At 55.2% G+C, this 22,084-nt stretch carries 19 protein-coding genes; 3 read left to right on the top strand and 16 right to left on the bottom strand.

What is annotated here, in order from left to right; all coding sequences use genetic code 11:
• The 11 genes from AC2FLE_RS10515 to AC2FLE_RS10465 all read right to left on the bottom strand — a co-directional run bounded on the left by AC2FLE_RS10515 (window position 1) and on the right by AC2FLE_RS10465 (window position 14,441).
• Window positions 1-1,704, bottom strand: coding sequence for an NAD(P)H-dependent oxidoreductase subunit E (locus AC2FLE_RS10515; RefSeq protein ID WP_496696880.1), 1,704 nt, complete (start codon window positions 1,702-1,704; stop codon window positions 1-3).
• A gap of 85 nt (window positions 1,705-1,789) precedes the next feature.
• Window positions 1,790-2,671, bottom strand: coding sequence for a LysR family transcriptional regulator (locus AC2FLE_RS10510; protein WP_142640095.1), 882 nt, complete (start codon window positions 2,669-2,671; stop codon window positions 1,790-1,792).
• A 282-nt stretch (window positions 2,672-2,953) separates the two neighbouring features.
• A complete protein-coding gene (locus tag AC2FLE_RS10505) occupies window positions 2,954-4,735 on the bottom strand; it encodes a thiamine pyrophosphate-binding protein (RefSeq protein WP_496696878.1) in 1,782 nt (593 codons plus the stop codon).
• On the bottom strand, window positions 4,735-6,144 hold the full coding sequence (locus AC2FLE_RS10500) for an aldehyde dehydrogenase family protein (RefSeq protein WP_496696877.1): 1,410 nt from the start codon (window positions 6,142-6,144) through the stop codon (window positions 4,735-4,737). Before AC2FLE_RS10500 ends, AC2FLE_RS10505 begins: the two co-directional genes overlap by 1 nt.
• The gene (locus AC2FLE_RS10495; RefSeq protein ID WP_496696875.1) at window positions 6,125-7,039 is read right to left on the bottom strand and encodes a sugar phosphate isomerase/epimerase family protein; all 915 of its coding nucleotides are present in this window, start codon (window positions 7,037-7,039) and stop codon (window positions 6,125-6,127) included. Before AC2FLE_RS10495 ends, AC2FLE_RS10500 begins: the two co-directional genes overlap by 20 nt.
• A gap of 450 nt (window positions 7,040-7,489) precedes the next feature.
• A complete protein-coding gene (locus AC2FLE_RS10490) occupies window positions 7,490-8,326 on the bottom strand; it encodes a citryl-CoA lyase (protein WP_496696874.1) in 837 nt (278 codons plus the stop codon).
• Window positions 8,323-10,215, bottom strand: coding sequence for a bifunctional sugar phosphate isomerase/epimerase/4-hydroxyphenylpyruvate dioxygenase family protein (locus tag AC2FLE_RS10485; RefSeq protein ID WP_496696872.1), 1,893 nt, complete (start codon window positions 10,213-10,215; stop codon window positions 8,323-8,325). Before AC2FLE_RS10485 ends, AC2FLE_RS10490 begins: the two co-directional genes overlap by 4 nt.
• Complete coding sequence (locus AC2FLE_RS10480; RefSeq protein WP_496692303.1) at window positions 10,215-11,510, bottom strand: TRAP transporter large permease; 1,296 nt, start codon at window positions 11,508-11,510, stop codon at window positions 10,215-10,217. Before AC2FLE_RS10480 ends, AC2FLE_RS10485 begins: the two co-directional genes overlap by 1 nt.
• A complete protein-coding gene (locus tag AC2FLE_RS10475; RefSeq protein ID WP_496696870.1) occupies window positions 11,507-12,082 on the bottom strand; it encodes a TRAP transporter small permease in 576 nt (191 codons plus the stop codon). Before AC2FLE_RS10475 ends, AC2FLE_RS10480 begins: the two co-directional genes overlap by 4 nt.
• Before the next feature lie 30 nt (window positions 12,083-12,112).
• The gene (gene dctP / locus AC2FLE_RS10470) at window positions 12,113-13,123 is read right to left on the bottom strand and encodes a TRAP transporter substrate-binding protein DctP (protein ID WP_496692301.1); all 1,011 of its coding nucleotides are present in this window, start codon (window positions 13,121-13,123) and stop codon (window positions 12,113-12,115) included.
• Window positions 13,124-13,223: 100 nt separating this feature from the next.
• Window positions 13,224-14,441: a Gfo/Idh/MocA family protein gene (locus tag AC2FLE_RS10465; RefSeq protein ID WP_496696868.1), complete on the bottom strand. Its 1,218-nt coding sequence runs from the start codon at window positions 14,439-14,441 to the stop codon at window positions 13,224-13,226.
• Window positions 14,442-14,515: 74 nt separating this feature from the next.
• Between AC2FLE_RS10465 and AC2FLE_RS10460 the strand changes: the two genes are divergently transcribed.
• Entirely contained in the window at window positions 14,516-15,169 is a 654-nt protein-coding gene (locus AC2FLE_RS10460; protein ID WP_496692299.1) for a GntR family transcriptional regulator, read from the top strand.
• A gap of 384 nt (window positions 15,170-15,553) precedes the next feature.
• Here AC2FLE_RS10460 and AC2FLE_RS10455 read toward each other — a convergent pair whose 3' ends face one another.
• Genes AC2FLE_RS10455 through AC2FLE_RS10435 form a run of 5 tightly spaced genes read right to left on the bottom strand, consistent with a single transcriptional unit; the run spans window position 15,554 to window position 19,160 of the window.
• Entirely contained in the window at window positions 15,554-15,928 is a 375-nt protein-coding gene (locus tag AC2FLE_RS10455; RefSeq protein ID WP_271952617.1) for a nuclear transport factor 2 family protein, read from the bottom strand.
• On the bottom strand, window positions 15,925-16,821 hold the full coding sequence (locus AC2FLE_RS10450; RefSeq protein WP_496696866.1) for an alpha/beta hydrolase: 897 nt from the start codon (window positions 16,819-16,821) through the stop codon (window positions 15,925-15,927). The genes AC2FLE_RS10455 and AC2FLE_RS10450 overlap by 4 nt, the downstream gene beginning before the upstream one ends.
• Window positions 16,818-17,300 (bottom strand): flavin reductase family protein, encoded by a 483-nt coding sequence (locus tag AC2FLE_RS10445; RefSeq protein ID WP_496696864.1) that lies wholly within the window; start codon window positions 17,298-17,300, stop codon window positions 16,818-16,820. The genes AC2FLE_RS10450 and AC2FLE_RS10445 overlap by 4 nt, the downstream gene beginning before the upstream one ends.
• Window positions 17,300-17,977: a glutathione S-transferase family protein gene (locus AC2FLE_RS10440; RefSeq protein ID WP_496696862.1), complete on the bottom strand. Its 678-nt coding sequence runs from the start codon at window positions 17,975-17,977 to the stop codon at window positions 17,300-17,302. The genes AC2FLE_RS10445 and AC2FLE_RS10440 overlap by 1 nt, the downstream gene beginning before the upstream one ends.
• The gene (locus AC2FLE_RS10435) at window positions 17,970-19,160 is read right to left on the bottom strand and encodes an LLM class flavin-dependent oxidoreductase (RefSeq protein ID WP_496696860.1); all 1,191 of its coding nucleotides are present in this window, start codon (window positions 19,158-19,160) and stop codon (window positions 17,970-17,972) included. Before AC2FLE_RS10435 ends, AC2FLE_RS10440 begins: the two co-directional genes overlap by 8 nt.
• A 101-nt stretch (window positions 19,161-19,261) precedes the next feature.
• On the opposite strand from AC2FLE_RS10435, the gene AC2FLE_RS10430 reads away from it, so the two are divergent.
• Window positions 19,262-19,879 carry a helix-turn-helix domain-containing protein gene (locus tag AC2FLE_RS10430; RefSeq protein ID WP_496696859.1) on the top strand — a complete coding sequence of 206 codons (618 nt, stop codon included), beginning with the start codon at window positions 19,262-19,264 and terminating at the stop codon, window positions 19,877-19,879.
• A 658-nt stretch (window positions 19,880-20,537) separates the two neighbouring features.
• On the top strand, window positions 20,538-21,569 hold the full coding sequence (gene curA, locus AC2FLE_RS10425) for an NADPH-dependent curcumin/dihydrocurcumin reductase (RefSeq protein ID WP_496696857.1): 1,032 nt from the start codon (window positions 20,538-20,540) through the stop codon (window positions 21,567-21,569).
• The last annotated feature ends 515 nt before the right edge of the window (window positions 21,570-22,084 follow it).

Raw genomic sequence — 22,084 nt, 5'->3', positions numbered from 1 at the left:
TCAGATTTCGTCAGCGAAGTGTTTCACGACAAGGCGGATCGGGTTCGGGGCCGCCTGCCCCAGACCGCAGATCGAGGCATCGCCCATGACCTGGCACAGATCTTCCAGCAGATCCTGATCCCACTTGTCAGCCTGCATCAGCTTGACCGCCTTTTCACAGCCCGCCCGGCAGGGCGTGCACTGGCCACAGCTTTCATCTTCGAAGAACCGCAGCATGTTCAGCGCCGCATCGCGGGCAGTGTCCTGATCGGACAGAACCACCACAGCGGCGGATCCGATAAAGGTGCCATGTGGCTGCAGCGTGTCAAAATCCAATGGGATATCGTCCATCGACGCAGGCAGCAGACCCGAGGATGGACCGCCGGGCTGATACGCCTTGAAGGTCTGCCCTTCGACCATGCCACCAGCGGCCTCAATCACGTCCAAAATGGTCGAACCCGCCGGCAGCAGGTAAACACCCGGCTTGGCCACCCGCCCCGAGATTGAATAGCTGCGCAGGCCCTTGCGACCATTTTTTTCGACAGAGTTCAGAATCTGCGGCCCTTCGCGGCAGATTTTCGACACCCAATAGAGCGTCTCGACATTGTGCACCAAGGTCGGACGGTTAAAGACCCCAACCTGCGCCACAAACGGAGGCCGGTGACGCGGCAAGCCTTTCTTGCCTTCGATCGACTCGATCATCGCGGATTCTTCGCCGCATATATAGGCACCGGCGCCCCGGCGCAGATCGATATATCCCTTTTCAACCAGGCCAGCTTGTTCCAGCTCGGCAATCTCGCGGCGTAGAATTTCCAGCACCGCCGGATATTCATCGCGCATGTAGATAAAGCAGGTCTCGGCCTCTACCGCCCAGGCAGCTATCAGCATGCCTTCAAGGAAGACATGCGGCGTGCGCTCGAGGTAGTAGCGATCTTTGAACGTGCCAGGCTCGCCTTCATCGCCATTCACGGCCAGATAGCGGGTGCCTTCGTTCATGCGAACGAAGCCCCATTTCTTGCCGGACGGGAAGCCAGCACCTCCCAGACCGCGCAAGCCCGAGGACAGGATGTCTTCCTGTACTTTCTCCCAATCACCGCTCTCGCGCAGCTCTTTCAGCTTGGCATAGCCGCCGTTTGCTTCATATGCCGCAAAGGTTTCATAGGCGGGCAAATGGGCGTGGGTATCATCCGCAGCAATCGCCGCCTGCACCTTTTCAGGGGTGGCATGGTCGATATGGTTATGCCCGATCTCCAGCACAGGCGCAGTATCGCAACGACCCATGCAAGGCGCACGCAGGACACGGACGTTGGAAGGATCAAGACCGTCTTCCAACGCCTTTTGCAACTGCTGGGCACCGGCCATTTCGCAGGACAGGGAATCGCAGACGCGGATGGTCAGCGCGGGCGGCGGGGCTTCATCCTCTTTCACCACATCGAAATGGGCATAGAACGTGGCGGTCTCATAGATCTCGGCCTGACCAATCCGCATCTCGACTGCAAGCGCGGCAATGTGGTCAGCGCTGATATGGCCGTGTTCGTCCTGAATCAGGTGCAGGAATTCGATCAAAAGGTCGCGACGGCGGGGGCGATCCCCCAGCAAGCGCGCAATCTCAGCCGCCGCCTCATCCGTGAACTGACGGCCTTTGGGCGTGTGCCGCCCCTTGCCTTTACCTGACTTCCAGACGCCCTTTGGCGCGCCTGATGGCTTGGTATCTAATGGTGCCATGATGCCCTCCGATTCAGGCCCCGTGTCTCATCAGACTAGCATATCGTCAAATCGCATATTTCAATCGCACGATAACGACACCTTATCACCGCAAAGACGTCACCACCGCGCGCAACGCTCCAACCGTTGGCAGTTCCGGATCGCGTGTCAGGGTCGCCAGACAGATAGGCTTGCTGACCACCGGATCGACCAAAGGCAGAACCTTTGTTCCCTTCAGATCCCCCAACGCCCGTACCAACACGCGTGGCACCACGGTGGCCGCCAATCCCTCACGCGCCATGACCATTGAGGCAGTGAACCCGCTGGTTTCCGCGACCACATGAGGATGCAGGCCCTGTTCGGCGAAAATCCGGTCTAATATGCGGCGGTTCTGCATCTGCGGTTCAAGCAGGCTGACCGGAAATTCGGCGACCCGCGCCCAGGGAATTGGCCCCGTTTCGTCAGTCATATGAGACGGGATCAACAGGACATAGGTTTCTTCATACAGCGACTGTACCTGCCGCAAATCGGTGCCGATACTGTCGCCATATGTGATGCCCGCATCCAAACTGCCTTCGTCCAGCCGATGTTGAATGGCCGTAGCCGACATCGTTTCGATCCGAGTGATGATGCGCGGATGCGCCTGCTGCAGACGCTTGATCAACCGGCCCGTAAAGGCGATTGCAGTCGGGATCACGCCCAGTATCAGAGTCCCCGTGATTTCCCCCTTTGCCGCCTGCACCTGCTGTTCCAAGGCCTTGGTGTCGTCCAGAATGCGCCGCGCCCGCTGGACGATCATCTCGCCCTCTTCGGTCAGGCCCTGAAACCGGTTGGCGCGGCGGACGATGGACACGCCCAACCGATCCTCTAGGTTGCGAATACGCATTGAAAACGCAGGCTGGGAAATCCCGCATTCCTCGGCTGCCTTTGCAAAATGCCGGTGCCGCGCCAAAGCGCTGAGCAGTTGCAGGTCGCGGATTTCGATCATGTGGCGGCATCACTCATATCAGGTCGGTGCCGACACTAGCGGAATTCCTTGGGATGAGGAAAGCAGGAGTTAAACCCGGCCCCTCAACTCCGCATTCAACATCATACGTCAAATGTTGCCACGCAATGTCTGAAGGACCCCGGCGCTTTGGAGGTGTTCCTCTTTTTGTAGCCCGCTACTGGTGATGCTGTTTGATGTTTCTTCGCTCACCTCTGCGAGAATGAAACCACTGCAGGCCTGTTCGAGGCACACCCCCGGTGAGGCATTCCTCGAACAGGCTTTTCACGTCGCAACGTGGGATACATCTTTGTCTGGTGAGTATATGTCCAAGATGTTCCAATGTCCGGTTGTTGGTGTCGGATTATTGATCATTGGGACATCAAGAACAGTGGGTTTGCCGCTGGCTATTGCCGCTTCCAATGCGGGCAACAGCTCGTCAGCAGCGCCCAGCCTGTGCCCCTCTGCGCCGTAGGCCCGTGCAATTTCTGCATAGCCCGGTCCGTTGGCCGGCGCTTCGGCCGACCCTGGGAAGGTTGTACCATAGGTCAAACCGTAATGCGCCTTCTGAAGACCTGCGATCGTGCCGAAGGCGTTGTTGTTCATAACCAGCCAGATGATACCCAGATCAAGTTCGACCGCAGTCGCAAGCATCGACGGGTTTTGGCCGAAACCACCATCACCAACCAGGCTGATCACCACACGATCAGGTGCTGCCAGCTTCGCGCCGATCGCGCCCGGAGGGCCAAAACCCATTGTGGCAAAACCACCTGGGGTCAGGATCGAACCGGGTGTCAGGATGTCGAACTGTTGTCCGACGCCGTTCTTGTTCCAACCAACATCCGTCGTGATGATGGCATCCTCGGGCAGTGCCTTGCGGGTATCTGCCAGAATACGCTCGGGCATCATCGGAAACGCTGATGAGGTGGCCATTTCCACATTGCGTGCTTTGAAGCCCATCCGGAAATCAGCAATCTTTTGTTCAACAGCGGGGCGCTTGAAACCGCCCGGATACATTTCGCGGGCAACCCGGTTGAGGACGCGCAACGCGGCCTTGGCATCCGCAACAACGCCGATCTCGGTGGGATAGTTCCGACCAATTTCTTGCGGCTCGATGTCGATATGGATAACCTTTGAGCCGGGAATATTGAACGTGTACCCGGGATACCAACTGGAGCAATCGGCCTCTTTGAACCGAGTGCCAACGGCAAAGATGTAGTCCGCGTTCAGGCAAGACTGATTAACCAACTCGGTGCCCCAAAACCCGGTCATTCCCAAAACAAGCGGATGGTCGTCCCGCAGGGCGCCTTTACCCATCAAGGAATGCGCGACTGGTAGGCCCATATGTTCAACGAATTCTAGCAACTCTTCGCTGGCCTGTGCCAGAAGAATACCACCACCGACATAAGCGACTGGGTTTTCGGCTTTAACCAACGCTTCGACAATCTCTCGCGCTGTCTCGTCGTCAATCGACGGTTTCTTGAGCGCGCGCGTGTTGTCGCGGATACGGTCGAAACTGTCTGCGGGGATCACCTCTGAGAAGATATCCATGGGGACATTGACCAGCACCGGTCCGGGCTGACCACTTTCGGCCAGATGGAACGCCTTCTCCAGTATCTCAGCCATCAGGTCAGCGCGGTCCACCCGCCAGGCGCGTTTGACAAAGGGGCGATAAATCTCCCACTGGGCAGCGTCCGCGTGCAGGTTAACCTCCTGATGCGGATGCTTGCCATAGTAATGCGTAGGAATGTCACCCGCGATCACGACCATGGGGATACAATCCAACGCCGCATTGGCGACCCCGGTGGCGCAATTAGTTAGTCCCGGGGAGAGATGGGACAGCACCACCGAGGCCTTGCCCGTCACGCGCGCATAAGCGTCCGCCGCGTGGCTAGCTATTTGTTCGTGCCGTACGGTCACGAAATCGATGGGACTTTGCGCCAGCGCAGCCAGAACCGCGATGTTCGTGTGCCCGCACAGGCCGAATACGTGCTTGACCTCACGGCGTTCGAGGAAATCAACGATATGTTCGGCAACGGTTTTGCCTTCCAGTTTCGCTCCGTCCATCACGCGACCTCCTGTCCGTAGAATTCACCGAACAAGTCCGCCTCCGAGGGGCGATCCTCAGGGATCGGGCGGCTGACCCAAGTGTAGTTCATCATATGTTTCATGGTGACGTTTTCATTGGTGATGTTGCCGCCCCAGATGCCGCAGCCGAGGCTGCTGGTCATAGGCATGCCATTGGTCCAGGCACCCGCATTGGCCTTGGACTGAGGCTGTCGAACCATCATGCGGCTGACCGGAGCCAGACGCGCCAACCGGTCGATGTGATCGTCATTATGGCTATAAATCCCGCAGGAATGGCCCTTACCTCCGGTGTTATAGATCTGGCTGACCGTTTCCAGCGCGTCATCGAATGTGTCGAAGTGATATAGCGCCATCAGCGTGGTCAGTTTTTCCTTGGAGAACTTGTGCTGCGGCCCGATTTGCCCCTGATTTTCAACCATCAGAAACTTGCGATCTTCTGGGATGTTAAAACCGGCGACTTTGGCCGTTTGCTGAGGCGGACAGGCGATGGTCGGGAACGTACGGTTACCCTTTTCATCCCACATGGCCGCTTCGAGCATGGCCTTCTCTACGCCAGAACAAAGATAACCACCTTCGGCTTCAAGCGCCTTGACCATATCATCGTAAACCGAGCGCTGGATGATAATGTTGCCATCTGCCGAACAACCAGACCCAAAGTCAGACGTCTTTGAAATCCGTGTATTCTGGGCAGCGATATCCAGATCCGCAGTTTCATCAATGACGATAGACGAATTGCCTGCGCCGACACCGTAAGCCGGACGCCCTGAACTATAGGCCGCTTTGACCATCGGCTTCCCACCTGTTGCCAGCGTCAGATCACAAATCTCCATCAGGTGCTGGGTAAGAGGGATCGAAGGTTTGCGGATCGATTGGAACAAGTCTTCCGGGGCTCCTGCTGCTCGACAGGCTGCGCGCATAACCTCGACCATTTCATAGGTCGTGACTGCTGTGCGTGGATGCGGGCTGAAGATGACCGCATTACGGGCGTTAGCGGCGGAAACACCGGTCACCGGTGGTGTCATCGCCGGGTTTGTCATTGGGATCAGGGATGCGATCACACCCGCAGGCTTGGCGTATTTCACCAGGCCTTTTTCCTCATCAACCTCGACGATCCCAGTCGACGGGGTACGCAGGACATCGCGCAGTACCATGTGTATTTTGAACCGCTTTGCAGGGCGTCCTTCGCGGTCACCAATGCCGCTTTCGTCCACCCCCTGCTGAGCCAATCGCGTAAAGGTTTTTTCGTTCCCCGCGTACCACGCTATGGCCTGAGACAGACGGTCCAGCCTGTCCTGTTCCCAATCCTCGATTTTGGCCATGGCCGCGCGGGCACGTTCCAACATATCAGCCGCCAGTCGGCGGTCGTCTTCAGTGAGCTCTTTGCCCATGATGATCCTCTTGGTGTTTTAGAATTGCTGCATTGGGCATGCGGCGCTGAGATCGCGCCTCACCGAATGTTCGCTTGGCGTGGCTCAGACAGCGACGCGCGTGCTCTTCGTATCCCAACTCGGCAACGCGGCTTTGGTTGGGCAGTTCAATGGAATAGTCGACAGGGGGCATCCGCTCGATGATGCCGGTGAAATCAATCCAACCTTCACCGGGATAAAGCCGCGCATCGCGGGCCAGTTGGACCATGCCCTCACGCGTATCCGCGATGCCTGGTAGACAGTCAGAGATATGCAGAAAGTGAAACAAGTCCGAGGGGACGTGCAGCAGTTCTCCCAGATCCACCCGGCTTAGGTGCAGATAAAGCGTATCGACCAGAATACCGCCATTCGGCTGATCGGAGGCGCGGACAATATCCAGCGCCTCATCCAGAGTACGCAGGCGTGAAAAGCTGGGGAACTCCAGATCGACCGTCAGCCCGTAGGGCGCGGCCAGTTCGCAGGTCTCGGAATAGACGTCAATCAGGAAGTCGCGATCATCGCGGGTGTTGGTCCACGCGCTCATGATCATGCGCTTTGCACCAAGCTCTCCGCCTATTTCCAGAGAGGGTTCAAAACTGCGCGGGTCGACATCTTCGGTGATGCGCGCAAGCTCGACATCAAGAACTTTCAAACCCGTAGTAGAAAGAGCGGTTTTGGTGGCCTGCACCTGTGCCCTGTCGATCGGGGATTGAGTAAACTCACCGGGCACATGCATCGGAATGAAACGCGGGCTGACGGCATCGTAACCGGCCCGGGCAGCAATGTAGACTAGCTCGGGCGGCGTGCAGCCGATCAGCGTCAGATGCGCCAAGGAATAGAGAGAGGGGCATGAGCCGGCCTCTTCGGGTTTCACCATGAACGACAGCTCCATACGTCTGCGAATCTAATTTTCATCATACTTAGTAAAAAATATCTGATATTTCTTAAAATATCAACTCTTAGCGACACGGCTTAAACTGAAACCACCGGACGGGCTCCCGAGCAGGTTTAATTATTTTTTTACAGCGACTTAAATGGAAATCTAATCGCTCTAAACTGGTGAGGCCCCACAGAGGCATCGTTAAATCGGACGCGTCTGCGCCGTGATCACCACCGGGATAGGCAAGCCAATCAGCCGGAACCCTGGCGCCATCCAGGCGCGCAGGCTCTGGCGATGCCGTATTGATCGGCCTTGGTGCGGCTTTCTGAAGAATCGAGGTTGCCGCAGATCATGACTTTGGCATTGGGAATTTTTGAATGTGGTTTTAGATCGACTTCGTTTATACGACCAACGCCAACAGGGCCGGACCGGAAAGATTTCGATGTCTCACATCTCATCATTCCTGTCCTCGTAGAGGGGTAAGTAATTCGGGGGCATTGGGCCTTTGTTCCGGCCGCCCTGGTTCATCTGCTCCCAGGCGTGGGCAAGTATTCCAACCGAACGGGACAAGCAAAACAGCCCCCGCGACAGGGGCGCGGGAAAGCCAAGTTCGCAAAAGATCACGGCTGTCGCGCCATCGATGTTCATCGCAATCGGCCGACCGCCCCGTTGACGACCAAGTTCGGCCTGAACCCCTTCTCCGATGTCTGCAAAGCGACCTGAAACGGTGCCTTCATTTGCTGCATTGCGAACGAGCTGCATCAGCCGGGGTGCACGCGGATCGACGGGCTTGTGAAACCGGTGTCCGAAACCTGAAACGATCTTGCCGTAAGTCTCGCGCCAACTGTCCAGACCATTCCGAACAGCATCATTCAGCGATGCCCCGGCATCTATGCGATCGGCGATATCATAATAAAGCTCGGCGCACTGCTCGCCTGCTCCGCCATGTACATCGCCCAGCATGTTCACCGCAGTCGCCATCGCATTATTGAGACCTACTCCACAAGTAGCAGCCATGCGCGCAGCCGCAATCGAGGGAGCCTGCGGGCCGTGATCCACACCTGCGACCAGAGCGGCCTCAAACAGGCGCGCCTGAGCATCGCCCGGCAGATCGCCTCGCACCATCATCCAGATCATCTGCGGAAAGGATACATTCCCGATCAGGTCCTCTATTGCGTTGCCACGAAATGCGATGTACCCGGGCTTCATATCGATGATGGAGGTGCGCCACCATTGGCGAACGGCGCGCTCATCACTTGTCATGTTTTCATCCAGTGCGCTCATGGCGTTTGCACCTCTTTCGCCGCCTGAGTTTTCCTTTGCGCGGCGAGGCGAATAGGGGCGTTGCGCGCGCCAAAACCTGCATAGCCAGCGCGGCGTTCAACGATTTCAAAGAAAAAACCGTTGAAAACGGGACGGCTATAGATCTGAAAATACTCTGCTCCCCCCGCGCGATCATAGAGGATATTGCCCCCATGCAGTTGGGTGATCAGGTCGTCACTCACCCCAAAAGTCGCCTGCAGATCAGCATAATAGTTTTCTGGAATAGTCAGGCTGGGGAAACCAGACTTAAGCAGTTGAGCAGAGGTTTCAAAAATATCGCCGGACTGGAAGGCGATATGTTGAACACCTGCCCCAAAGCCTTCTTCAAGGAACGATGCCGCCAGCGTTCGGCGACCGACGGCCCCGTTCAAGTTCAGACGCACTTCGCCTTCTGGGCTTTCGATGGCCTGGCTTTGCACGACGCCCGACGGGTCAGCCACGTTCACGATTGGCGACTTTGCCATGTCGAAGGTCGAGATGTAATACAGCAGCCAGCTTTGCATTTCATCGTGGCGCATTGTCTGTGCCAGATGGTCGATACGGCGCAATCCGGCGGGTTGCATGGCTTTGGTTTTGGCAACCGGCTCGAATTCGATATCCCAAACCCGATGCAGATCGGATTTCTCATCGATGAAATGAACGACGTTGCCACCAACACCACGGATTGCAGGGATATCCAGCTCTCCTGTTCCCACCGGTTGTAAGAAATTCGGGGCGCCCAGCGCGGTTGCACGTTGAACCGTCTGATCCGCATCTTTGACACGCAATCCCATGTCACAGACCGATGGGCCATGGCCCAGAAACGCCGAATGGGCAAAGCCTTCTTTTTCGGTATTCACAACGATGTTGATCGCGCCTTGCCGCCACAATTCGACAGACTTGGTGACGTGCTTTCGCTCCATTCGAAAACACATTGCTGACAGCAAGTCTGCCAGTTGTGCCCCGCTTGTTTCATCGGCTGCAAACTCTACAAATTCGAAGCCGGACGCATAAACGCGTTCTGGCAGGTTTGGGCTTCCAAAGTCTGCTTTCGGCTCGGTCCGTGATACCTCGTCCAAAAGGTTGACCAGGGACCTATAGCTGTCCCGGGCCAGTGTTCGGGCACCGGGCTGTGCCGCCGCTTCGTTCACACGGGCGATAGACCAGGGTCCTATGTATCCTGCTCTGGCCAGCACGCGCACGAAGCCTGCTAGGTTAAGCGATCCAAGCCCAGGTAGAAGCCCGAAGTGCCTTTTGAGTCTGCGAATATCCATCTCAAGCCGGGGCGCATCGGACAGTTGCACATGGAACAGTCGCTCTCCGGGAATGTCCCTAAGGCGGGCGGGTTTGGAACCGTCAGCGAGCGAGAAGAAAGAGTTTAAAGCCAGTCCAAAGTAAGGGCTGTCAATCGCCTCGACGACGCGCAACGCCTGTTCGTCCGAGCGAATGAGATCGGACCACGGCAAACCCATATAAGCCAAGCGAAGCCCCATCCCTTTTGCAATCTCGGTCGCTTCGCTGAGGTCTGAGATCACCTGATCCTCGGTGGCAGCAGGGTCCACTTCGAATGCAGAGCCAATTAGCAGCAGATCCGTTCCCAACTCGCTCATCAGATCGAGTTTGCGCTTCAGCCGATCAAAGGCACGTTCCCGCTCGCTGTCGGCCTGGCCTTCAAGGTTATGGAAGGGTTGCAGCAGACAAATCTTCAGTCCGAGATCTGATGCAATGTCCCGAATTCGCGATGGTGGCTCGTCAAAAGCGGTCAAATCCGGTTCATGCAACTCGACACCGCTAAAGCCCGCATCAGCGATTGCACTTAGTTTTTCGGTCAGATCACCGGGGATCGACGTTGTCGAAACCGAGAGACACATTACCCCTGATACCCAAACATACGCGGCAACCACAGAACCAGATCGGGCATCAGCATCATGATCACCAAGGCGAAAATCAACACCGCCAAGAAGGCCCAAATCTCGGAAATGATTTCACGCAGTGGAATGTCCGAAACAGCATTAATTACGAACAGCAGAATCCCGTAGGGCGGCGTGATCAGACCGATCATCGAATTCACGACGACCAGCACACCGAAATGCACCAAATCAATACCAAGCGCTTCGCAAGTGGGGATGAACAAGGGCACAATCACCAGAATGATCGTTGTCGCGTCCAAAACGCACCCCAGGGCAAGGATCAGCAGGTTGACGAGGATCAAGAAGACGATCGGACTGACATCCGAACCTTCCAGCAGCGCCGAGATAGACTGTGGGATTTGCTCCTGAATCACGATGAAGTTCAGAATGAACGCGCCACCAATGACAACTCCTACCGCTGCAGAAGAACGGGCGCTGTCAACGAAAACCTGATAAAGGCCACGGAACGACAAGGCGCGATAGAAGAACCCTGCCAGCAGCAGGGCATAGAGTGCGGCCACGGCCGCGGCCTCGGTCGGTGTCGTGACACCCCCGTAGATGCCATAGAGCAGGATGGCGGGCATTAGCAGCGCAGGAAACGCATTAGCGGTTTTGGCGGGCAATTCGCGCAACGGAACAGGTTCTTCCAAGGCAAAGTTCCGCTTTCCGGCCAGATAATAGTTCATCGCCATGAGGACGACGCCCATTATCAGGCCCGGCAGAATACCAGCCAGAAATAACGAACCGATAGAGGCCTTGGAAACGAGCGCATACAAAACCATCGGGATTGAGGGCGGAATGATAGGGCCGATTGTTGCCGAGGCCGCCGTGATTGCGGCTGCATAGCCTCGGCTATAGCGGCCATCTTTGGTCATCATCTCAATGATGATTTTACCAATTCCCGCCGCATCCGCGACAGCAGAGCCGGACATGCCGGAAAAGATCAGAGATGCCACTACGTTTACGTGTCCGAGGCCACCCTTGAAACGCCCGACCGCCGCAACGCAGAAGTTCAGCAGGCGGTCAGTGATCGACCCCGCATTCATGATATTGGCGGCGACAATGAACAAAGGCACGGCAAGCAGGATCGTGCTTTTGTAGAAGCCTTGTAGGATCTTCTCGCCCGCTAGGGCGACATCCAGTCCGGCCGTGCCTAAATACACCAATGAGGCTAAGAGGATGGAATACCCAATAGGTGTCCCAATGCCCGCCAGAAGAAAAAGAGCGAGCAGGCAGGAAATAAGTTCGATACTCATTTATTTGCTTCCTCGTCGTCTACGACGTCGACACGGGGATGATCGTCAACCACGTTGTACCCAACGACCAGTTCCAACTCTGTTTTTGGAGGGCCATTGCGCAAAACGTCGAAGAATAACCACGCGTATCGCGCTGTTACGACCAGCATGAATACCGCATATATCGAAAACACAGTGCGCAACGGTATCTTCTCGCCCGAGAACGGATTGCGGACAGTCGCTGTCTTGCGGATTTTCATCCAGTCGATGTAGTCCCAGGTCGGCAGGAAGCTATAGAGCATCCCGATCACGATCGCTGCGGCCGCCAGCATTGCAAAGACCTGGCGTACGCGCGTCGGCACCGAAAGATAGATGATGTCGAACTTCACATGATCCCGTTCGCGCACGATAAAGGCGCAGCTGAAGAAGATCACCCAGACCCAAAGAATGCCGATCAATTCTAGCGTCCAACCGGCGGGTGTAAAAAAATACCGCAAGAGAATTTGCAGAAGGAAGATCAGGAAGATTGCCGCCAGCATCCCGCCGGCAATCGCTTCGGTCAGTCGGGAGAACCCCTTGATAAAGGCCTTCATTGCGGTTCTCCCTCTCTTGTCTTGCTGGACTTAGTTGCCCAGAGCGTTAATCCGATCCAGAACCCCCTCGGGCCAAGAGCCAGCGAATTCGCTGTCCAGATACATGGACTGTACCTGATTGCGGAACGCAGCGAGATCAGGTTCGTAGATCTCCATCCCTTGCTCTTTCAGGAAGCTGACAAGGTCCTCTTCTTTCTGAAGCTGCTTTTGGCGACCAGATTCCGCGGCTGCATCTGCGGCTTCCTGAACTTTAGCCTGCTGTTCCGGTGTCAGCCCGTCCCAGACACCCTTGCCAATGGCGATATAGTTAAGGTCCACCAGATGCGACGTCAGAACGATCTGATTGGTCACTTCATAGAACTTGGCGTCAACCACGGTCGGCAGTGGGTTGTCCTGACCGTCAACCGCTCCTGTCGACAGAGCGGTGTAAACCTCTGAGAAGGCCATTGGCGTCGGGGCTGCACCCAGCGCCTTGCCTAGAAATTGCCATGCGTCAGTGCCCGGCATCCGAAGATTCACGCCGTCCAAGTCCGCTGGTGTCGTCACGGTCAGTTCATCTTTGGGCTGGCGCAGGTTCACCTGACGTCGGCCCAGATACATAACCGACAGGAGTTTAACACCCAGCTCTTCCTCAGCCTTTTGCTTGAACGCATCCATCAAGGGATCGGTAAAGACAGCCACCTGATGCGCGGCGTCCTGGTGGACATAGCCTGCAGTAAAGATCGAAAACTCGGGGAAGAACTGCGCGAGTTCCTGCGCCGAGGTAATCGACATTTCCAGGTTGCCCCGGCTGATGGCGTCAAGTTCGGTGCCCTGTGCAAAGATTGTGCCGTTATAGCTGGGCTCATAATTTGCGAACTCGGCAACCATTGGCGCGAAGACATCTGCCATGGCAACCGAGCGCTGGTCGGTCTCCGATCCTGATGTTGCGAGGCGAAGTTGCACTTTGTCTTCCGCCAGCGCACCACTTGTTGCGCTAAACAGAACACCGGTTGCGACCAGGGCTGATACTGCAGCCCTACGGGTAAGTTTGGTAATCACTTTGCTCCTCCCTGAGACATCATGAAGCTTCTTTTTTGCGATTCAGAGTTTTGACCTATTTTGGACATTTTGCAAGATTTTTTACAAAATATCAGATATTTTATATTACAGATACATTTGCCTTTGGCGTATTTTGCAGGCTTTTTATCCTGACCTTCTCACCCATTCTGCAGGAATTCTGTATAGCTTCAATGACTTGAAGTGTTCTGAAACCTTCCCATCCGGACACAATCGGATCTGCTTCGTGCCGAGCAACTTCAACAAAGTGCCTGAGTTGATTGACCAGCGGATCAGATGCACCCTTCTTCAACACGGTTGATGAGATTGGCGTCCACCAATCCCGTTGATCACCTTGGTAGTTCCATAGTCGAAGATCAGGTACGGACAACGATCCATGAGAACCACCGATCATGTAGCTACTCTCAGCTGTCGACGGATAGATTGGATATTCCTGAGACGTCATCTCCCAGCTCCACGGGGCGACGATGCTGTCGGACACGCTTATGGTCCCAATCGCTCCGCTTTCAAACGTCAACAGCGCCCCGGCGACATCTTCGTTGTCATAACCGCGTTGCGATGAAGCCGACTGCGCCTGTACCGTCACGACCTCTCCGGCCAGATACCGCAGAAGGTCCACATCATGGACAAGATTGACCGAAATGGGTCCTGCACCGGGTTTCTTTCGCCAGGGCGCGGCATCAAAATATTCATCGGGCTTATAGAACCAGCAATTCGCGTGGACAGCACGAACATCCCCAATCCTCCCATCAACAATAGCTTCTTTGGCCGACTTGATCAGGGGGTTATGCCGACGATGATGTCCGACCATCAGAGGCACATTGGCCCTCTCCGCTTCCTGGACAAGCTCCAGTGCTGCGGCAGCTTCCACGGCGATCGGTTTTTCGACGAGAACAGGACACCCATGTCGCACACATGTAAGGCCTTGTTCGACATGAAGCGTCGTAGGGGTCGCAAGCACAGCGCCGTCCGGCGTCTGAGTTGCAAACATTTCCTCAAGGGTCTCGTAGCATGCCACCCCGTGCTCAACGGCGTAAGCACGGCCTTCGTCACTGGGATCGACGACCGCAACAAGGTCAACATGGCGCAACGCCCGGATAGCGTCTGCGTGGCGGCGTCCAACAAGGCCAATGCCAACAATGGCAATGCGAAAGTTCTTAGACACTTTTGCTTCCTTCCGGATGGTTCGAAAAATCCCGAAACCGACATTTGCGACTGAGCTGCATTGCTCAATTTGGACATGAAGGTATTGGGGTTTTCGCGATTCCGCAATAATGTATGATATTTTAATTTTTACCATACATCAGTTGGGATTGCTGATGTCTCCGAAAAATGCTAATTGAACGAAGAAACTGAGAATATCGGGTGAAACGCATGGCGAAACAGCCGTCTACGATAGGTGCAAGCACCTATCAGCGCATCAAGCGGGATATCATCTTCGGGGCGCTGCAACCCGGTTCCAAACTGAAGCTGGACGCATTGAAGGAACGCTATGCGGCGAGCCTTTCGACACTTCGTGAAACCCTAAACAGGCTTGCCAGCGATGGGTTTGTCGAAGCTCCCGAACAACGGGGATTCCTGGTTGCGCCGGTCTCCCGAGAAGACCTGACCGAAATATCAGAGCTGCGTGTCCTGTTGGAATGCCACGCGTTGGAGTTGTCCATTGCGAACGGCGACACGGATTGGGAAGGCAACCTCGTTGCCGCACATCACAAACTGCACCTGATAGAACGGCAACTTCTCAAGGGCGACGAATCCGAGAAAGAAACCTGGAAACGTTATGATTGGGAGTTCCACCAAGCGATGATCGCGGCCTGCAACTCCAAGAACCTTCTGTCTCTGCACTCGATCATCTACGACAAATACTTACGTTATCAGATGCTCGTGCTGACCAATCGTGGCGAAGAAGCCATCAAGGAGCATAAGGGTATGTTCGATGCAGCATTGGCCAGAGACGCGAACACGGCAAAGAGGTTATTGGAAGACCACATTCGAAATGGCCTCGCGCATACCTTGGAGGCTATGTGACCTCTCCCCCCTTTACTGTGACACCGGTACTTTTAAGCTAAGAGCTGAATACGGTGATGCAGTGCTTCCGATGGCGTCTCAGGATCTAGTTAGAAATCTACATCTTCAGCGTGCCCCTGAGCAGCTCTGATCAGCTTTCCATCATCCGATGATGGTAAAGCGCTTCTTCTCGCTCTCTTCGACAATCCTGTGCAGTTCCTCGAACCGATCTTTGTTCCCATTGGTAATGCCAAGTTTGGGCCTTAGCTGTTTGCGCATCTTTTCATTACGCAATAACGGATTGCGCGAAACGGAGCTTGATTGCCGACGCAGCGGTTTGTCAAAGCGAGATAGGTTCCCTCTTACAAAACTGCTGCGTGCTTGGCTGCATCAAAGGCTGTCGGGTCAGCTTGTACGTTGCTTGTAATACGTATCTTTATGGACAATCAGCCCGTCTCGGTAGGTCAGGATGTCAACGCTTAGAAACTCTTCTTTTGAACCATCCTTGTGCACGGCTGTACGGCGATATTCGCAATAAGCTTTGTTGCCGGAAATAGCGCAGTCGAGCGTTTCCCAATGCACATTCGCGACCTTTTCAAACAGGGCTGCAAAAGCACCACGAATGGTTTCGGCTCCTTCCAGACGCACGCCATGTTCTTCGGGGCCAACAGCGTGATCAAATGTAGCGTCGGTTGCGAAGTGTCTCATTACGGCATCGATGTCATTGGCGTTAAACGCGTCACCGACAGAGTCGACTAGGTCTCGGGTCAAAGCGGTCATGATTTCGGTCCTTTTCCTTGAAGCATATCGCAAGTGTGTTTGAAGAAGGTGCTCGCCGGGTCGACCAGCACATTCAGTTCGTCAAAGTGATCCACATCGGGCACGAAATAGAGACCCATCTTGCGGTCTGCTGTTTCGTATTTTTCGACATACATTCGTGCCTGCCTGTGGAACTCATCGGTTTCCGCGCCGCCGACGACGACCAGCTGAGGGGCATTGGTACCCGGAGGGTGCTTGGTCATCGGGCTTTCGGCCTGGGCTTCTGCCGGATCCATTTGGATGCCCGCATTCAAAGCCTCGGTCAGGCGGACCGGCTCAAGATAGCTGAGCGGTGAGACCGGAATGCCAGATTTAATCAGGTCTGTTGGCAAGTCATCGTCAAATGCCGGCCAATCGGTCGCCATCATCATCTGGGTAATATGGCCGCCAGCGGAATGGCCCATAACGCAGAGACGGTCTGGATTGATGCCCAATGCGCCCGCGTTGCGCCAGACAAAGGACATGGCCTCACGCGCTTCTTCTGAAATTCTCGTGATGGTCACAGACGGGCAAAGATCGTATCCGATGACAACAACATTGAACCCCGCCTCAACAAACGGCGGCGCAATGAAGCTGTAGATCGATTTGTCGCCACGCTGCCAATAGCCGCCGTGGAAATAGACCAATGTCGGTGCGGCGGTGTCCGCGCAGCGGAAGACATCCAGCTTTTGTTTTTCACCTTCTCCATAGCGGATATCTAGGCTGCAATCGGATGTTGCACGCGCGTGCGCGCTGTCGCGGCTCCACCCGGGAATGACGGTCACTTCATAGTCCGGCCGCCCAGCCCGCAAATTGTACTGCGCGTCGAATTCGTCAGGGCTGAACCGGGTGTGGAAAGTCAGGTGATCACTCATGATACTGCCTCCGATTGGGGCGCGGAAAAGAACGCGCCGCGACAAAAGACCAGCGGAGGAACGGGTGCATGGGCATAGTTCACGACACGTCCTAAGAGGATTTCATGATCACCCGCATCAACCCGGTTGTGCACGGTGCATTCCAGATGCGCAGATGCACCGGGGACCAAAGGCGTCTTGGCCCCAGGAGTCCATTCCGTATCGGCAAACCGGTTTTCCACATTGCTGGCAAAATGCAACGCCAAAGCTTTCTGATCCGCGGACAGGATGTTGACCGCGAAATGATCAGACCTGGACAGCGTCGGGAACACGCGACCCGATTTTGCGACACAGACAGAGATCACAGGCGGCTCGAGTGAGACCGAGGTGAAGGAGTTGGCGGTCAGGCCCCATGGCATGCCCTCGGGGTCATAAGTGGCCACGATTGTGACCCCTGTCGGAAAAGCGCCAAGCGCATGGCGAAAGTCACGCAGGTCCATCACAGAACTCCTTCGCTGACGCAGGCCTTTTCAAGGGCGGCCCACTCATCCGGGTTTGTGCCGAAATGACGCATGACGTGACCCCGGTATGCAGGGCGTTCCGCCAATCGTTCGTACCACGCTTCGACATTGGGCAACGGTGGGCGGTCGACCTCGACATTGAAATAGCGATACGCCACGCAACCCAGCGGAATATCCGCCATGGTAAAGCTGTCGCCACAGACATAGGCCTTATCCGCAAGGTGCTGATCCAGAATGTTCAGCGTTTCATGCGCCTCATCGCGAAGTTTGGCGATCTGTTCCTGGTCCCGTTGGTCGGATTGGGTGCGCACAGTTGCAAAAAACAGGTAAATCACCGGCCCGAAGGCGCGGCTGGCGGACCACTCCATCCATTGATCCGCGATGGCGCGGGTCTGTAGGTCAGAGGGGCTAAACGTTCCCGCGCCGTACCGGTCGCAGAGATACCGCACAATGGCGAGGCTTTCCCAAAGCGCGAAATCCCCATCGCGGATCGCCGGGATCATTTTGTTGGGATTGATCTGCGCGTACATATCAGTGTCGAGCTTGCCAAAGCTGCCCCCGGCCAGTTGCAGCGTATAGTCCAATCCCAACTCATTGGCTGTCCAAATCACCGGAATAACGTTTGATGAATAGGGCCGCCCCCAAATTTCAAGCATGCTCCAACATCCTTTTCTGCGCGATGGATTGTGTCCCGAATTTTGGAACGACATGCTCAAACAGTCGATGCCAACTGGACAGGATTTTCTCGTAGGGAACGCCAGTGTATTGCTGCATCAACATGAGGTGGTCGAGGCCGATGGTTTCCTGCCGCTCGGCAAAACGATCCGCTACATATTCGGCGTCACCAACCACAATGATCCCGCGTTTATTGAGGAAATCGAACCAATCCATTTCTTCGTCCTCAGAAGTCATCTCTTCGCCGACATCAAGATAGCCATGTTTTGTCCACTCGCCCTTGGGGCGCGACCCGCCGAGGAATTCGTAATAGGCATTGATCGGGCCACGAATGGTGTTCACCGCCTCCTCCATGCTTTCACCGACATAGAACGCCGTGCAGACGCCAACGCCTTCTCCTGGTTTCACATCGCGCCCTTCACGTTTGGACAGCGCCTCGCGGTAGGGTTCCCAGCAGGCCAGTGTCGCCTTGGGTCCAGCGGCCATCGAGATCACACCCCACCCTTTTTCACCAGCAAGCTTGAATGTGGGAGGCGCATTCGACATGAGCCAGACCGGCGGGTGCGGATCAGAATACGGGCGTGGATGCACGTATATCGCTTTGTACTCGCCATTCTCGTCGTGATAGCGCGGGTCCAGCGGTTCAAAAAAACGGTTGGTTTCTTTCCAGCCTGGAACTGGGAACTCATAGAACTCACCTTGATGGGTGAAGGCGTCGTTGGTCCACGCCTTCAGAATAATATCCAGGCTCTCTTGATAGAGGCGCATCACCTTGGCGTTGTCGCGCCGATCCGCATCCGAGTTGAACTGGATGGTCGAGCGCTCATTGATGCCCTTGGCGACACCAAAATCGAACCGGCCCAGCGACATGTTATCCAGCATCGCCGCGTCTTCGGCCACGCGCAATGGGTGCCAGTCCGGCAAGATGATGGGCGCCGTTCCAACCCGCAGTTTTGTGCAATGAGCAGCCACATGCGTACCCATCTGGATCGGGTTGGGCGGCGCGTTCATATAGCCGTTATGGGCAAAGTGATGTTCTGTGAACCAGGCGGTCGTGAATCCAGCCTGCTCTGCCAGCGAACATTGTTCGAGGATCATCTCCAGTGTCCGGGTCCAGGGAATCGTCTCACCAGGACTGAAATTGGCAATCAAATCAAAGCGCATAGCGATCTCCCGGGCAGATGTGGTAAGTTGAATTATCACCCAATTTTCAACTAAGTTGAATTTTACTCGAAAAATCAACAAAAATCTCTTATCCCGAATGCATGAATAGCAACGTTACTGATACTGACACTCAACGGCTTGGCAGCGAAATCCGCGAAGTGCGCAAGGCGCGTGGCCTAACGTTACAAGACCTTTCGGAAACGATATCCTGCTCGACGGCGTATCTGAGCCGGATCGAGCTGGGATCAGCAAAAGCATCGGCGGAGCTTCTGCGAGAGATCAGCGAAGCGCTCTCGGTCGATCCCAACTGGTTCTTTCCCAAGCAATCGGGTGCCGGACCATTGGAGCGCAAACACGTCGTACGCAAAGAAAATCGCAGGGCGCTTTCCAACATGTACACGCGAACAACCCAGGAGTTGGGATTCGAAGACGAACTGCTATCCAGCACACTATCCGGACAATGCTATCTGATCCTGTCCCGATTCCGCCCAGGGGCCGGTACACCGCCCGATCCCCAGGAAGGTTATTCCTTCGAGGGCGAGCAACATGCGATCATCTTGAGTGGCGAAGTGGAGCTGCGCCTTGGTGAAGAAATCATAGTTCTTCGCAAAGGCGACAGCTTTTCCTACCCTTCAATGATCGCGCATCGGTTCCGCAACCGGACTGACAAAGAGGCCACAATGGTCTGGGCGATGTCGCCAATACGAATTACTTGGTGATTGTTGGCCAGCTATCACTATTGCGAGAATTGCTTTTGATACAAAGCAACGGATAATGGCATTCGGAAAAGCCCACAGATCTGACCTAACTGCTTGGGCCAAAACCAGTCATTTGGTCAATAGAGACAACAGTTGGCTTTGTCCTGCGACCTGTAAATTCGACCACTAATCATCGCTACGGTCTGCATGAATGGTTATCCTTTCCGCTGAACAGCGGCACCAGATCCTCCACTCGCGCTGCATTTGAGACGCTGCGTGCGCTTGCAGCTAACCAACGCGATCTCGCTCTCTTCGATATGACCATCGACAGTAAATTGTGCGGCTGTGACTTGGTCACGATTGAAGTGTTTTATGTCCTGGCTTCTGGTCAGCCCCATGAGCAGGCTTCAGATCTGCAAAGCAAGACTCGGAGACCCCTCCACTTCGAGATTCTTGAAGGAACCAGAACCTCAGTCGAGAGGTGAATGGAAGACGAACCTAGGGTCGGGTTTGATTACTTTTTAGCAGGGCGTTTCCATGAGCGTTTGGGCATTTCAATGCGCAGATCGTGCGTGATTGGGCCACGTCTATAGGTTTTTCGAACTCGTTGGTGCTGTCGTGTTGCTCTGCAGCGGAATTTGGTCTCTGTTGCGAGAAAGCCGTCTTATGAGAGGTCACAATGCCCCAAGCATCCGCCACCAATCGTCGTATTGTTCTCGCCAATCGCCCAACCGGACAACTGGACGAGAATACACTGCGCCTCGAAACCACGAGCGTTCCTGAACCTGGACCAGACGAAATGCTGGTACGTACGGTGTACCTGTCGTTGGATCCTTACATGCGTGGCCGAATGAATGACGCAAAATCCTATGCCGAACCCGTTCCGATTGGCGGTGTTATGACGGCGCAGGTCGTCGGGCAGGTGGTCAAATCCAACATCGAAGGATACGACGTCGGAGAGTATGTGCTCAATACAAGCGGGTGGCAGGATTTTGCTGTCTCAGACGGAACGCAGGTCGTTAAGTTGGGTAAATCTCCGGACAACCCGTCTTGGTCGCTCGGAATTCTCGGAATGCCAGGCTACACGGCTTATGCCGGGCTTCTGAAAATCGGGGAGCCAAAAGCCGGTGAAACAGTTGTTGTGGCTGCCGCAGCCGGCCCGGTAGGCGCAACAGTCGGTCAGATCGCAAAGCTAAAAGGATGTCGCGTAGTGGGCATCGCAGGCGGTTCTGAAAAATGTGCTCATGTAGTCGAAAACCTTGGATTTGACGCGTGTTTGGACCATCGATCTGATGATCTGGCGGCGCAACTGCGCGAGGCTTGTCCAAGTGGAATTGACGTGTATTTCGAAAACGTTGGCGGCAAAGTTCTCTATGCCGTATTGCCGCTCTTGAACCCGTTTGCACGGGTGCCCGTCTGCGGGATTGTATCCTGGTACAACCTGCCCGGCCTACCGGACGGCCCGGATATGGGCCCTGCGATCATGGGCACGATCCTGCGGATGAAAGTCAGAATGCAGGGTTTCATAATCTTCGACAACTTCGGTGCCGACGTGTATCAGGAGTTTGTCCGCGATATGACGACTTGGCTCAAAAACGGTTCAATAAGCTACAAGGAACATATGGTTGAGGGGCTGGAAAATGCTCCGGAAGCATTCAATCAACTGCTGGTCGGCGGAAACTTTGGAAAGATGGTCGTAAAAGTTGGTTAGCCGGACACGCAGCCAGACATTGCATCGTTCTTTGGATGGTTCCATCGTCAAAGTAACGGCCCAAAGCTGCAGTTGAGCCAAAGGTTCGATCTTCTCGGCTGATCCCGAAATCTGCCATTCGGACTACTGGAAGGATGCGCCACTTTCAGAAGTTTAGTCGCCCGCCACGGCATTTGGATAACGCTCGACAGGGATTTTGCGTGGGGGCACATTGCTCTGGGAGGCGTATATGTCGCCAGCGGCGACGCAAATGCAGCCGTCGACGCTGTGCATCAATCACTTATCCTCGAACCTAACGGATACGAGGCTAACCTCTTCATGGGTTTCTATCTCCAGTTTGCGGGGGACGCCGCAAGTGCCGTGGATTATCTGTTGATAGCCAAACGTCTTAGTCCTGTGCAGACTTACGCGTAGACGCTGCCCTATGAATGTTCGCTCCAGCAACCCGGACTCTAGGTTGGTGCATCTCACCTTAGTGCAGACTGGGCTGATCGTGTTGAAAAACTCCGATTTTC

Source organism: Ruegeria sp. CDSA077 (genome assembly GCF_059612265.1).
The sequence above is the reverse complement of the archived record's forward strand: the minus strand, read 5'-3'. Positions and strand labels throughout refer to the sequence as shown.